The sequence below is a fragment of the Vibrio sp. 1069 genome (assembly GCF_033340555.1).
Map to the genome: position 1 here is coordinate 57809 of NZ_JAWOWP010000007.1, position 14475 is coordinate 72283.

The window sequence follows — 14475 nt, forward strand, 5'->3', positions numbered from 1 at the left end:
TTTCATCGTGTCTACGGTAAGCCTGTTACTTTTCAGGAATTGAAAGCAACACTAACAACGCACCATCACCACCAAATTCTAGTGGCGCTTGGTGAAAAGCCATAACGTCAGGATGCTGTGCTAACCAAAGTGGGGCTTTCTGTTTCAGGATGTGTTTCCCAATACCATGTTGCACACACGCACAATGAATCTCGTTTTTGATGCAATAGGCTATCATCGCACCAAGCTCGCGTTTTGCTTCTTGCTGTGTCATGCCGTGCATATCGAGGAACACGTCCGGTACATACACGCCACGACGTAGACGTTTGACTTCATAAGTGGAGACGTCGTCACGTGCATAACGAGTTGGACCTTCATCGTTTAATAGAGGGACAAACTCATCTGAAAAGTAAAATTCAGAGTCACTCGCTTCACGGTTGGAGCGCTTGATTTCTTTTTGCTTAGTATTTTTTTTTGGTTGCTGGATTATGGTATCCTGTCGCAACTTTTTTACGCCCTGTACTGCTTCCTGAAACAAGGCGAAATCGTCATCGTTCTCGGTGTCTTTTTTGCTCATTAGGTAAACAATTTCATTAATAAACTTTATTGGCAGTATTGTAGCGCTTTTCGGAGGCAATTTTGGATAAGATTTTTGTAGAAGAAGCGGTATCGGAACTGCATACCCTTCAAGATATGATTCGTTGGACGGTAAGCCGCTTTAATGCAGCGAACCTGTTTTACGGTCATGGTACTGATAATGCGTGGGATGAAGCTGTTCAGCTTATCCTGCCAACCTTATACTTGCCGATTGATGTGCCTCCGCACGTATTGAACTCTCGCCTAACGACAAGCGAGCGTCTGCGTATTGTTGAGCGCGTAGTAAAACGCATCAACGAGCGTACGCCAACAGCATACCTAACAAACAAAGCATGGTTCTGCGGTCTTGAGTTCTTCGTTGATGAGCGTGTACTTGTGCCACGCTCTCCTATCGGCGAATTGATTCAAGCGGAATTCCAACCTTGGTTGGTGGAAGAACCTACGCGCATCATGGACCTATGTACGGGTTCTGGTTGTATTGCGATTGCTTGTGCGCACGCTTTCCCTGAAGCAGAAGTGGATGCGATCGACATCTCTACAGATGCTCTACAAGTGGCTGAGCAAAACGTACAAGATCACGGTATGGAGCAGCAAGTGTTCCCAATTCGCTCTGATTTGTTCCGTGATCTTCCAAAAGAGAAATACAATCTAATCGTGTCCAACCCACCATATGTGGATGAAGAAGACATGAACAGCCTGCCAGATGAGTTCACGCATGAGCCTGAGCTTGGGCTAGCTGCGGGTACGGATGGTCTAAAACTAGTGCGTCGTATTCTTGCTAACGCGCCAGATTATCTAACAGATAACGGCATTCTTATTTGTGAAGTCGGCAACTCAATGATTCATATGATGGAACAGTACCCAGAGATTCCATTTACTTGGATTGAGTTCGAGAACGGCGGTCATGGCGTGTTTATGCTAACGCGTGACCAGCTGGTTGAGTGTGCAGAAGAGTTTAAACTGTACAAAGACTAATAGAGTCTTGCACTAAACATCAAAACACCGAGCTTTATGCTCGGTGTTTTTTTATGCATACCTCGCCGATATTAACTCTTTACATCAAAACGTAATAAAGCCACTATGAATCCACGAAGAATTGGAAAGCAGCTATGCTCTGTTTTGAGAGAGCGTGGCGATAAAAACTTGAGGAAGTAATGGCAGGAAACAGTATCGGACAACATTTCCGAGTGACGACATTCGGGGAAAGTCACGGTATCGCACTGGGATGTATCGTAGACGGATGTCCTCCGGGGTTGGAAATTACAGAAGCAGATCTACAAATCGATCTCGACCGCCGTCGTCCAGGCACATCACGTTACACCACACAACGTCGTGAACCGGATGAAGTTAAAATTCTTTCTGGCGTTTTTGAAGGCAAAACCACGGGCACATCGATCGGTTTGCTAATTGAAAACACCGATCAGCGCTCAAAAGACTACTCTGACATCAAAGATAAGTTCAGACCGGGTCATGCTGATTACACTTACCACCAAAAATATGGCATCCGCGACTATCGCGGTGGCGGCCGTTCTTCAGCTCGTGAAACCGCAATGCGTGTGGCTGCTGGTGCAATCGCGAAGAAATACTTAAAAGATGAGTTTGGTGTTGAGATTCGTGCTTACTTGTCACAAATGGGTGATGTATCTATCGACAAGGTAGATTGGAACGAAATCGAGAACAATGCATTCTTCTGCCCTGATGCTGACAAAGTAGAAGCATTTGACCAACTTATCCGTGACCTGAAAAAAGAAGGCGACTCTATTGGCGCAAAAATCCAGGTTGTGGCAACTAACGTGCCTGTTGGTCTTGGGGAACCCGTATTTGACCGTTTGGATGCAGACATCGCGCACGCACTAATGAGCATCAACGCGGTGAAAGGCGTGGAAATCGGAGACGGTTTCGACGTGGTAAACCAAAAAGGCAGTCAGCACCGTGATACGCTTGCTCCTGAAGGCTTTGGTAGTAATCATGCGGGTGGCATTCTTGGCGGTATCTCTACTGGTCAAGACATTGTCGCTAACATTGCGCTTAAGCCAACATCAAGTATCACTGTGCCGGGTGAGACCATCACAAAAGAAGGTGAACCAACTCAGTTGATCACCAAAGGTCGTCATGACCCATGTGTGGGTATTCGTGCTGTGCCTATCGCAGAAGCGATGCTGGCTATTGTGGTGATGGATCATTTACTACGCCACCGTGGTCAAAACCATGGCGTAACAACTGAAACACCGAAGATTTAAGAGCTTTGTGTCATTCCAGCGAGCTATAGCGAGACTAGGAATCTAATTTCAGCACGATGAAAAGAGAAAGAAACATCTCTGACAACAGAGTGCTCGGATAATAGATCCTGAATCATGCTCCTTCGTCGCTGTTCAGGATGACTGAATATAAAATTATGCCACTCACTGAATCGCGGGTGGCACAATTTTATCAGGCAACCTTTTTTGTTTAAGTAGTTTTTGCTTAATGAATCGAGCCTTCGGTTTCCAAATGGAAAGAAGGCAGACGCCACTTAAAGCGTACCGCAGCCATACGCAACATGTAACCAGTAACCAGTGTAATAATAGTGGCAGTGACATCGGGAACATTGAATTCTAATAGCGCTAAGTACATTCCTGATGCGATAAGAGCGACAGAAGCGTAAAGCTCTTCATGCAGTACCAATGGTGTTTGGCGACAGATTAAGTCGCGAAGTAGCCCACCGAATACACCAGTTACTAACGCTGAAACCATACAAATACCAGGGTGCAAGCCCATGCCCATCGCAATTTTTGTTCCGATGATACTAAACACGATTAAACCTAATGCATCGAGGCGAATGAACAGACCTTTCAGCTTAATCACCCATTTCGCTAAACCTGTTGTTAGCACACCTGCAACACACGTAATTGCAAGGAACTCTGGGTTTTTTACCCAACCAAGAGGGTAGTGGCCTAATAGAATGTCACGTACGGTGCCACCACCAATGGCCGTTGCGCTGGCCACCAACATAACACCAAACCAGTCCATCTTTCTTCTACCAGCACTTAACGCACCTGTCATGGCTTCAGCCGTGATACCAATGATATACAACACACTTAGCAACATAGGGAAACACTCAACGTAAAAAGTCACTACGTTCTACGAGAATCAGCGTAGGCGAAGTAACAACACTTACAAACGGTTCTATCTCTCTTAAAAAGTGATTAAAACCAGCAACATGCTTGTAATCAAACGGCTTAAAAATAGCGGTTTGAACGGCATCAAAATAAGGCGAGAGTGTAGTGGTAAATAAGTACGCTGACGAATGAGAAATTGTATGGAGAAAGCGATGTTCAGATAAATTCAACTAATAACCAAAAATGTGGGGTTGCCTTTACCTCATAGCTAAAAACAGCGACAATATGCAGCGCATGTCAAACTGAAGTACAAACTCGACGATGACCCACGAATACCAAGACTTAATCACCATTTTTAATGACACCTTTTTAGAACAATTTAATACGAAATTAGAGTTAGGTGGTGATGAGCCTATTTATCTTCCTGCTGATGATGAACACCCTCATCATCGGATTATTTTTGCTCGGGGTTTTTACGCCTCTGCTTTACACGAGATTTCGCATTGGTGTGTGGCTGGTCCAGAGCGTCGTTTGCTGGAAGATTTTGGCTATTGGTATGAACCCGATGGGCGAACAGCAGAAGTTCAAGCGGAGTTTGAGAAAGTTGAAGTGCGACCTCAAGCTTATGAATGGATTCTGGCACAAAGCGCTGGCTTCCCTTTTACGGTGAGTTGTGACAATCTACACGGCGATTTTGAACCAGATAGGCTCGGCTTTATGAAAAAAGTGCATAAAGAAGTGCTAGGTATTTTGGACGTTGGCTTGCCTTTGCGAGTGAAAATGCTTTCTGATGCCCTGCGCGCATTTTATCAAACTAAGCCACTGGAAGCGTCGGACTTTTGCGTTAAATAACCACTAATAACCTCAGAGATACACCATGATTATTGAATTTGAAGAAAAACTACTGGAACTGATTGATGCTCGAATTGAAACAGCATCTGACGATGAATTGTTTGCTGGTGGTTATTTACGTGGTCACATCTCTTTATCCGCGGCGTCTTGTGAAGAAGAAGGGATTAGCGATATTACTGAGCTGAAGTCACGCATTGAGAGCAGCTTAGAAGATGCGCGTACCGAGTTAAGCCCGGCCGATCGCGTGATTGTCAGTGATTTGTGGCAAGAGCTCCAGGCTCAGGCTTAATCCCTAAGCAGCGTTCTCCCTTTATTTAATCCTAGTCATTTACTACTTCGAAAAATTCGAACCTCTCCATAAAATTTTTGTGGTTGTAGCGAAACTGTTCAACTTTTATTCTGATCAGCATAAAACGTGAACAAAGGATTACAACCATGAAAATTGTCGCATTTGGTGCATCTACCAGCTCTACCTCAATCAACAAACTACTTGCTACATACGCAGCAAATCAAGTCGAAGGCGCTCAAGTGAATGTTCTAGACTTAAACGATTATCAAGCGCCAATGTTTAGCGAGGACAAAGAGAAAGAAATAGGTCAAGCTGAAGGGGCTGTCGCGTTTTTACGTGACTTGGCGGAGGCTGACGCTCTCGTTGTTTCCTTCGCAGAGCACAACGGTTCGTACCCAGCGGCCTATAAAAACTTGTTCGATTGGGCGACGCGCATTGAGCGTAATGTATTTCAAAACAAACCTGTCGTTTATTTAGCAACTTCCCCAGGTCCCGGTGGTGCACAAAGTGTTCTTGCGGCGGCGACAGGTTCTGCACAATTTTTTGGCGCGGATGTAAAGGCATCGTTATCGGTGCCGAGCTTCTACGAAAATTTTGACGTGGAATCGGGTAAGGTTGTAAACCCAGAAGTGGCAGAGCAAGTGAAACAGGCAGTTGCACTGCTGAAGTAATCTCAGTACGAGCAACTTAGTGAGTTAGCGATTCCCGACACGTATCTGTGTCGGGAATTAAAACGAGAGAATACTCTTACAGCTCGGTAATGGCTTTGCCTTTTCTTAGTTTACGAACCCACATTCGACTTGGGTGAAGTTCGGTTAATACATCAACAGGTAATGGCAGCGGGTCCCCACAGATCTGGGAGGCCAACACTTCAGCTAATAGTGGTGCAGAGCTCAGTCCACGAGATCCTAAACCTAAGAAGCAGAATAGGTTAGGGTACTGATGAATGGTTTCTACCTCTTCTGCTTTTTGATTTTGTAAGTTGGCGTATTGCGTTTTGATCGTCTCAAAGTCACCCACATTTCCGACAAATGGTAAGTGATCTCGGCTAACACAACGAATACCTTGGCGAGATTGATTACCAGTGATATCTACCTCTTTTGCCCATGTTTGATTCGGTACACATTTCACTAGCTTTTCCGCATTATCTTTTTGGGCGTTTTCATCAAATTCGTAGTCAAGGTGACTGCGGTCGTAGCTTGCACCGATACACAAGTGTTGATTACTTGGGTTAACAGGTGTCATGTAACCGTCGTAACACAACACCGTTTTCAGCTGACTCAGCGTTTCGGTTGCTGGCGCATGACTGACTTGTCCTTTCACTTGTCCCATTGGTAGGGAAGCGGTTTGACTCAATGTCTGGAACTCATGGCCGTTCGCAATCACAACCGTTGAGTGCTCAAATGTTTGACCACTCGCCGTTAGTAGCCAGAGCTGACGCTTTTCATCCCAATCTAATGCCTCAACATGGTGTTCAAACTTCGTTGAGAGTAACGACGTCTGCTCCAATTGTTTAATTAACCCACGAGTTAACTCGGCAGGGCACAGCCACCCTCCCATTGGGTAGTGCACAGATGCCATATCAATAGGTAACCCGATAGTGTTCGCAGTCTCCTCGGCGGACAGCTTGTGAATGAGCTCTGGTGTGAAGTTACCCGCAAGTATTTTCTCCAGTTTGTCTGTGGATTTGTCATCCCACATCAACTGAGTCACGCCACACCAGTCATGATCAAAATCGATCTCTTGTGCTGCTTGTTCAACAAACTGACGTGCGAACAAAAATGCAGGAGCAAACACTCGTGAAACACCCGTGTGCGGGCCATTAAGCAGTGGATAAACGGCTCCTTGTCGATTGCCTGAAGATCCTTTGGCTGGTTGTTTGTCTTTACAGTAAAGGGTGACGTTTTGGCCACGACGAACTAACGTTTTCGCTAACGCCGCGCTGGCTATACCACCACCAATGATGGCTATCGAATCAAGATTGCTAGATGCTGTGCGATTGAACCAAGGGAGATGGTTCGACTGCTTTTCACGTTGCTCCATAGAGCCGGCGATCATTTCTCGTTTAGTGCCGAAACCTTTCACCTTTTTCATTGTAAAGCCAGCTTCGTTCAAACCACGACGTACAAAGCCTGCTGCGGTAAACGTGGCAACTGTACAATCTTGCTTGGCTAGCTTTGCCATGTTGTTGAACAGGCCTTGGTTCCACATCTCTGGGTTTTTGCTTGGCGCGAATCCATCTAAGAACCAAGCATCAATCAAACCTTGTTCGTTGTATGGGACTTGCGGCATGCAGTCTTTAATGTCACCAAACCAAAGGTCGAGTGTGATTGCACCGTCTTCTAAAACAATGCGATGACACTCCGGCACAGCGGCAGGATAGTGCTTTTGTAACTTTTCCGCGTACTCAGCTAGCTCAGGCCAAGCTTCATGCGCCTTCTTTAAATCGGCTTTGCTTAATGGGTATTTTTCAAAGCTAATAAAATGCAGCTCTTTCAATGTTGCGTCCGGATGCTGACGACGAAACTCACTAAACCACTGGCATACTGCTAAGAAGTTTAATCCCGTGCCAAATCCTGTTTCACCAATGACAAAACGTCTTTGGTCAAATTCCTGCCATCTTTCTGGGAGATGATTTTGTTTTAAGAAAACGTAGCGTGTCTCTTCAAGACCGTTTACGTTAGAGAAGTAAACATCATCAAATTGGTCTGAAACCGGAGTACCAGCTTCGTTCCAACCAAGTTCTGCGTTTTTTATTGAAGTCATAATGGTGCAAATTTGTGATTTGGCGCGGTAAGAATGGGGCGATTGTACGAATTTATGGGAAAGCTGACCACTTTTGTTGACTATCTTAGTTATCATCTAGCGGATTTTTGAATTATAGGAATGTCATAATGAAACGAGTCGTAATCACCGGTATGGGTATTGTTTCAAGTATCGGTAACAACGTCGAAGAAGTTCTAGCGTCTCTTAAAGCGGGCAAATCTGGCATCACTGCATCTGAGCAGTTCAAAGAACACGGTCTTCGTTCGCAAGTATGGGGTGACCTAAAAATCAACCCGGCGGAACACATCGACCGTAAGCAGATGCGCTTTATGGGTGATGCGGCTGCTTATGCATACCTATCAATGGAGCAGGCAATCGCAGACGCTGGTCTTACAGAAGAGCAGGTTTCAAACGATCGTACCGGTATCGTTGCAGGTTCTGGCGGTGCTTCTGCATACAATCAAACGGTAGCGACAGACACGATGCGCGCCAAAGGCGTAAAGCGAGTTGGTCCTTACATGGTTCCTCGTACTATGTCTTCTACTGTTTCTGCTTGTCTTGCTACGCCATTTAAGATTCGTGGCGTGAACTACTCAATGAGCTCTGCATGTGCAACATCTGCACACTGTATCGGCCATGCTATGGAGCTTATTCAACTAGGCAAACAAGATATTGTTTTTGCTGGTGGCGGCGAAGAGCTAGATTGGTCTCAAACTATGATGTTTGATGCGATGGGCGCACTGTCAACCAAATACAATGACACGCCAGACAAAGCATCTCGTACATACGATGCAGACCGTGACGGTTTTGTTATCTCGGGCGGCGGCGGCATGCTGGTTATTGAAGAACTAGAGCACGCACTGGCACGTGGTGCGAAAATCTACGGTGAAATCGTAGGTTACGGTGCGACATCAGATGGCTACGACATGGTAGCGCCATCAGGTGAAGGCGCAATTCGTTGTATGAAGATGGCGATGCAAGACGTTGATGGTGTGGATTACATCAACACGCACGGCACATCGACACCCGTTGGTGACGTGAAAGAGCTTGGTGCTATCCAACAATTGTTTGGTGAGAACAGCCCTGCAATCTCTGCAACAAAAGCAATGACTGGCCACGCACTCGGCGCAGCGGGCGTGCACGAAGCAATTTACTCAACACTTATGCTAGACAAAAACTTCATTGCTCCAAGCATCAATATTTCAAACTTGGACGAAGCAGCACAAGGTCTGGACATCGTGACAGAAGCACGTGATGCAGAGCTAACGACCGTAATGTCAAACAGCTTTGGCTTTGGCGGCACAAACGCAACTTTGGTTATTAAAAAGTACCAAGGTTAACTGAATTTGTTGGCGCCTTGCGAGAGTACTGTAAACGCCAACAATCCAGTTTCCAGAGCTTGATCAGTCACACTGATCGAACAGACGCAGACTCTATCCCATGGAGAGCGGGATAGGATCCTTTTGTTCTGGAACTTTGCCCGGCTATTTAGCCGGGCTTTTTCTTTTCTCTGTTTCTGCTTTTCTCTAGGCTTCCCGTCAATCGATTCTATAGGAGTTACCTCCTTGAGGTTTATTGGTGTTATATCTTGAGATTTTTCGGGAAAAGGGCACAATCGCTTTAGTTTCGCATCTTGCGAATAAACGAACTCTTACAAATGGATGTTAGAACGCTGGCGCTATGAAAATTATTGTTGATGAAAATATGCCGTATGCTGAAGAACTATTCAGCCAACTCGGTAACGTAATTCTAAAACCAGGTCGTACACTGACCGCTGATGATTTAGTGGATGTTGATGCCCTAATGATTCGCTCAGTCACCAAAGTGAATGCTGACCTGATCAGCAAAGCAAACAAGCTGAAGTTTGTTGGTACGGCCACGGCAGGCATGGATCATGTTGACCAAGCACTCTTAAAAGAGAAAGGCATTTTCTTCACTGCGGCGCCAGGGTGTAACAAAGTGGGTGTGGCGGAATACGCGTTCAGCGTGATGATGGTGCTCGCTCAGCAACAAGGTTTCTCGGTATTTGACAAGACGGTAGGTATTATTGGTGCAGGCCAAGTAGGTAGCTACCTAGAGAAATGTTTGAAAGGCATGGGTATTAAAGTTCTGATCAATGACCCATTCAAACAAGAGGCTGGTGATCCTCGTAGCTTTACTCCATTGACAGAACTGATTGAAAGCTCAGACATCATTACACTACATACGCCAATCACCAAAGATGGCCCATACCCAACGCATCATTTGATTGATGAGAAGGTATTAAATGGTCTCCGCAGCGATCAAATTTTGATTAATGCGGCTCGAGGTCCCATCGTTGACAACGCTGCTTTGAAGCAACGTCTTTTGAAAAACGATGGCTTTACAGCGGCACTTGACGTATTTGAATTTGAACCAGAGGTTGATATGGAGCTTCTGCCTCTGCTAGCATTCGCAACCCCTCACGTTGCAGGCTATGGTCTGGAAGGGAAAGCTCGCGGTACGACGATGATTTTCAACAGCTATTGTGAGTTCTTAAATAACGAATTACGTGCGCATGCCAGTGATTTACTGCCAACCGCGCCTGTTCCTACTATGGTATTGGACAGAGCTTGGGACGAAGCAACACTGCATAACATCACGCAGTTAATCTATGATGTGCGTAGAGATGACGCTCTTTTCCGCCGCGAAATCAGTAAGCCAGGCGCTTTTGACCTGATGCGTAAAAACTACTGGGATCGCCGTGAATACAGCGCTGTCACGCTAGTGGGTAACAAAACATGTAACCTTGCTCCATTAGCAGAACTAGGTTTTCAGATTGAGGTAAGTCAATGAGCCAGCAATATAATGTTGCCATTTTAGGTGCGACCGGTGCGGTCGGTGAAACAATTTTGGATGTGCTTCAAGAGCGCAAATTCCCAGTAGGCGAAATCTTCCTACTCGCGAGTGAGCGCAGCGAAGGCAAGACTTATCGCTTCAATGGTAAAACGGTACGCGTTCAAAACGTAGAAGAGTTCGATTGGTCTCAAGCGCATATCGCACTGTTTTCTGCTGGTGGTGAGCTATCAGCCAAGTGGGCTCCAATTGCCGCTGATGAAGGCGTGATTGTTATCGACAATACATCACACTTCCGTTACGAGTACGACATTCCTCTTGTTGTGCCTGAAGTAAACCCAGAAGCGATTGCAGAGTTTCGTAACCGTAACATCATTGCGAACCCGAACTGTTCAACCATCCAAATGCTGGTGGCACTAAAACCAATTCACGATGCGGTGGGCATTGAGCGTATTAACGTATCAACTTACCAATCGGTGTCTGGTGCAGGCAAAGCGGGTATCGATGAGCTAGCAGGTCAAACGGCGAAGCTGCTAAACGGTCTGCCCGCAGACAAGAAGCAATTCTCTCAACAGATCGCGTTTAACTGTATTCCACAAATCGATCAGATGATGGAAAACGGCTACACCAAAGAAGAAATGAAAATGGTGTGGGAAACACAGAGGATCTTTAACGATCCATCAATCACAGTCAATCCAACGTGTGTACGTGTTCCTGTATTCTACGGTCACGCAGAAGCACTTCACATTGAGACTCGTTCACCTATCGATGCACAAGAAGTCGTTAACTTGCTTGAACAAACTGACGGTATCGAAGTGTTCCACGGTGAAGACTTCCCTACACAAGTTCGCGATGCGGGCGGTAAAGACCATGTAATAGTTGGCCGTATCCGTAACGATATCAGTCATCATAGTGGCGTAAATCTGTGGGTTGTTGCTGATAACGTGCGTAAAGGCGCGGCAACTAACGCGGTGCAAATCGCAGAAGTTCTGATCCGCGATTACTACTAAGTCGTTTACAATTCGTTTCAAAGCCTCGCACAGTGCGAGGCTTTTTTGTACGAACGAAACAAAATAGTGTGAGATTAGTACGAATATGGCGAGAGCCACACATTTTTTATTCTCAACGCTATAGTTTTGCATGCGATATCCGATATATTTAACCGATCACCATTTCAAATTGTATTTAGCACAAAACTGAGCCTTCTATGCGTCAAAATTATAAGCGTTTGTTAGCAGCCCTTGTGTTGATGAGCGCGACTCAGACATCATCAGTGGTTCAAGCCGAAGGAATTCGTCTTGTTGGACCGTCTGGTGAAGTGCAATCATCTCCGAGCTATGCTGAAGATATTGAGCGAGCATTACCTGCTCCTCCTGCGAATACTCAACCGTCACGTTTCTTTGGTCCGACTGGTGAAAATCAAACACTATGGTCGATCGCTTCAGAATTACGACCTTCACGCGGTGTTACCGTTCAACAAACGCTTCTTGCCATTTACCGAATTAACCCTCAAGCGTTTGAGAACCAAAACATTCATGAATTGATCCCAGGGAGTCGGCTACGAGTACCTTCTCTAGAGCAAGTGCAAAGCGCGACCACAGCGCAAGCTGTTGCGATTATGAAGGCGCATGAAGCTAAGTTAAAACAGCTGAAGCCGACAAATAGAGCGACGCCAGCACAACGAGTCACCGAGCAACCAAAGCCACAAATTAAAGTAGAACCCAAGCCTGCGGCTAAGCCAGAGACAGTGGCAGCAACGGAGCCAAAACCAACTCCGAAAACAATACCCGTCATCCCTGCGCCACCAGTAACCACCTCTCCGCAGGGTGAAAAGCAGGTCAGTGCGCTAAAGGACAAACTTCAAGGCTCACAAAGTGAATTAGAGTCATTAGAAGAGAAGAATCATCGTCTTCGATTGATGCTGTCAGAAGTGCAAAGCGAAGTCGAAACTTTGAAAAGCGAGCTGAATGACGAAGAACGCATTCGCTCGGAAGTCGAGAAGCTGCTTGCTGAAGAACGTCAGCGCCTTGCTGAACAACAACGCATGCAACCAAGCACCATGGACAAAATTTTGTCGAATGGTTGGCTTGTTGGTCTTGCGGCATTAATTCCTGGTGCTTTGATTGCGTTGCTAGTTGTTATGCTTCTTGGTCGACGCTCTAAAGCGAAAGAGGAAGATGCGGCTGCACAGGAACAGAAAAACGTTGATCCTCTTGCGGCGCCAATCGGTTTAGCGGCGGCGGATGAGCTTGATGAAGAGCTCACGCTTGATGATGAATTGTTTGCAGATGAAGATATCAACACACAGTCTTTACAAGAAGAGAAGTCAGATTTAGAAGAAGACGTCTTTGCTAACCTCGACGATGAAGAACTTGATTTCAATCTGGAAGGGGACGATGACCCATTTGCAGATATTGGCGATGACGGTGACCTAGATGTTGGTCTGGATGAGTTTGAGTCATCGAACAATGGTATCCAAGTCAACGGCGAAGAAAAGGCGCTTGGTTTAGAAGAAATGGAGCGAGCCTTAGATGAGGTTGCTCCAGAACTAGAAGTGCTCGATGACGATGAGTCTGGCTTCGATCTTTCGGATGATGCGAATGAGAAATCAGACTCGCTTTCAGACGACGCATTTGCCGAGTTACTTGCAGCTGATGAGCCGTCAGAAGAGTTACCAAGTGACACTGTCGACCAGGATATGCTTGATGACTTGTTTGCTGAACTTGGCAACGATGACTTCGATTTAGATACTGATGAGCCTGAGTTAAAACAGCCCGTTTCGGATGATGACTTTAGTGTAGGAGAGGCATCTGACGACGATATCGATAAGCTATTGGCCCAGTATGAACAACCGGCTAGTGAATCGGAAGTTCGAGAAGCTGACGCCAATGAAGGTCCTGTTCTAGATGAAAACAGTACAGAGCTACTCGATGAACTCATTGATTTTGATGAAGATGACACAGACGAGTTTGATCCACTAAACGAGCTAGAAGCAATCTCTGGTTTTGAAGGTGATGACTCGATCGAAGAGTTAGACGCAGATAGCACAGACTTACTGGATGAACTCATTGATGATGTTACCTCTGAACTTGATGAAGAGACTGAAGCTGATTTAGATCCGTTTGATGATCTGATTCGAGAGGACGAGAGCCCAGAGCAGAATAAATCGGAAGAGGAAGAGTTACTGAAATCACTTGGTTTTGGTGAATCAGACGCCGACGAAAAGCCATCTCCCGTAGTTGAGTCAGAACAAACTCATGAAGATCAGGACATTGAGTCTGGGTTGGACATCGACGCTTTATTAAGTGAAAGCCAGCCAGACACGCAACAAGCTGTAGAAGATCAACCATTAACCGAGCCAGAAGCTACTTCAGAGCCATTTAGCAGCGATGAATTTCTTGGTGATTTAGAGGACCTCTCACCAGAGAATGATCCTTTAATGAGCGAGCTAGACGACCTATTTGAGTCAGACAGTGAAGAGCTTCTGCCAACAGAACAAGAAAAAGCGGATTTTTCTGCTGAACTTGACGCTCTATTTGATAGTGAAGACGATTTACCGCAGCAAGTTGAAAAAACACAAGCGGAGATAGAGGAAGCTTCATCACTACAGCAAGAGGCTACCGATACTGATTCAACACAAGAACCATCCGTGGAGTCCGATGCTGAGGTACAGCCTCACGTTGAGCAAGAGGAAGACATTCCAGCCTTCACGCCGACACCAAATACAATAGAAAATGAATTCGGTGTTCCACAAGAAGAAGATTGGCTACTGGATGAGCCTGAATTGGAGCCGGAAACTGAGTCGACCAACGATTCAGAAGAAGAATTCAATTTTGATGAGCTAGATTTGCCAGAATTCAGTGAAGAAGATGCTCTAGCATCTATGGCTGGCGAACCTGCGTTAGAAACGTCCGAGTCCGTTGAGTCAGAACAAGTTGAAGCAGGCTTACCAACTGAATCAGAAGATGAATTCAATTTTGACGAGCTGGATCTTCCTGAGTTTAGTGAAGAAGATGCTCTAGCATCTATGGCTGGCGAACCTGCGTTAGAAACGTCCGAGTCCGTTGAGTCAGAACAAGT

At 45.8% G+C, this 14475-nt stretch carries 11 protein-coding genes and 1 pseudogene; 9 read left to right on the forward strand and 3 right to left on the reverse strand.

The features are described 5' to 3' along the window. Positions 1-25: 25 nt before the first annotated feature. Positions 26-556 carry an endonuclease SmrB gene (smrB, locus tag R7040_RS12830; RefSeq protein WP_005380539.1) on the reverse strand — a complete coding sequence of 177 codons (531 nt, stop codon included), beginning with the start codon at positions 554-556 and terminating at the stop codon, positions 26-28. Between the two features lie 62 nt (positions 557-618). On the opposite strand from smrB, the gene prmB reads away from it, so the two are divergent. Together prmB and aroC are read left to right on the forward strand one after the other, a co-directional pair. Further along, complete coding sequence (prmB, locus tag R7040_RS12835) at positions 619-1551, forward strand: 50S ribosomal protein L3 N(5)-glutamine methyltransferase (RefSeq protein WP_005380541.1); 933 nt, start codon at positions 619-621, stop codon at positions 1549-1551. 179 nt (positions 1552-1730) lie between these two features. Further along, entirely contained in the window at positions 1731-2816 is a 1086-nt protein-coding gene (gene aroC / locus R7040_RS12840; protein WP_017820803.1) for a chorismate synthase, read from the forward strand. 223 nt (positions 2817-3039) lie between these two features. Here the strand turns inward: aroC and R7040_RS12845 are convergent, their stop codons facing one another. Then, positions 3040-3663 carry a trimeric intracellular cation channel family protein gene (locus tag R7040_RS12845; RefSeq protein ID WP_005380544.1) on the reverse strand — a complete coding sequence of 208 codons (624 nt, stop codon included), beginning with the start codon at positions 3661-3663 and terminating at the stop codon, positions 3040-3042. A 332-nt stretch (positions 3664-3995) separates the two neighbouring features. Between R7040_RS12845 and R7040_RS12850 the strand changes: the two genes are divergently transcribed. The 3 genes from R7040_RS12850 to R7040_RS12860 all read left to right on the forward strand — a co-directional run bounded on the left by R7040_RS12850 (position 3996) and on the right by R7040_RS12860 (position 5486). Further along, positions 3996-4526, forward strand: a complete 531-nt coding sequence (locus tag R7040_RS12850) for an elongation factor P hydroxylase (protein WP_005380546.1) — start codon at positions 3996-3998, stop codon at positions 4524-4526. 25 nt (positions 4527-4551) lie between these two features. Next, complete coding sequence (locus R7040_RS12855) at positions 4552-4815, forward strand: YfcL family protein (protein ID WP_005380548.1); 264 nt, start codon at positions 4552-4554, stop codon at positions 4813-4815. Between the two features lie 146 nt (positions 4816-4961). Next, positions 4962-5486, forward strand: coding sequence for an NADPH-dependent FMN reductase (locus R7040_RS12860; RefSeq protein WP_005380552.1), 525 nt, complete (start codon positions 4962-4964; stop codon positions 5484-5486). Positions 5487-5562: 76 nt separating this feature from the next. Here the strand turns inward: R7040_RS12860 and mnmC are convergent, their stop codons facing one another. Further along, a complete protein-coding gene (mnmC, locus tag R7040_RS12865; protein ID WP_318096880.1) occupies positions 5563-7581 on the reverse strand; it encodes a bifunctional tRNA (5-methylaminomethyl-2-thiouridine)(34)-methyltransferase MnmD/FAD-dependent 5-carboxymethylaminomethyl-2-thiouridine(34) oxidoreductase MnmC in 2019 nt (672 codons plus the stop codon). A 128-nt stretch (positions 7582-7709) separates the two neighbouring features. Between mnmC and fabB the strand changes: the two genes are divergently transcribed. From fabB to R7040_RS12885, 4 genes and pseudogenes are all read left to right on the forward strand, one after another. Continuing rightward, on the forward strand, positions 7710-8921 hold the full coding sequence (gene fabB, locus R7040_RS12870) for a beta-ketoacyl-ACP synthase I (protein ID WP_005380557.1): 1212 nt from the start codon (positions 7710-7712) through the stop codon (positions 8919-8921). A 340-nt stretch (positions 8922-9261) separates the two neighbouring features. Beyond that, complete coding sequence (locus R7040_RS12875) at positions 9262-10395, forward strand: 4-phosphoerythronate dehydrogenase (RefSeq protein WP_005380560.1); 1134 nt, start codon at positions 9262-9264, stop codon at positions 10393-10395. Beyond that, complete coding sequence (locus R7040_RS12880; RefSeq protein ID WP_318096881.1) at positions 10392-11405, forward strand: aspartate-semialdehyde dehydrogenase; 1014 nt, start codon at positions 10392-10394, stop codon at positions 11403-11405. The genes R7040_RS12875 and R7040_RS12880 overlap by 4 nt, the downstream gene beginning before the upstream one ends. Before the next feature lie 239 nt (positions 11406-11644). Continuing rightward, a pseudogene (locus R7040_RS12885) lies at positions 11645-14475 on the forward strand (FimV/HubP family polar landmark protein); the annotation flags it as partial.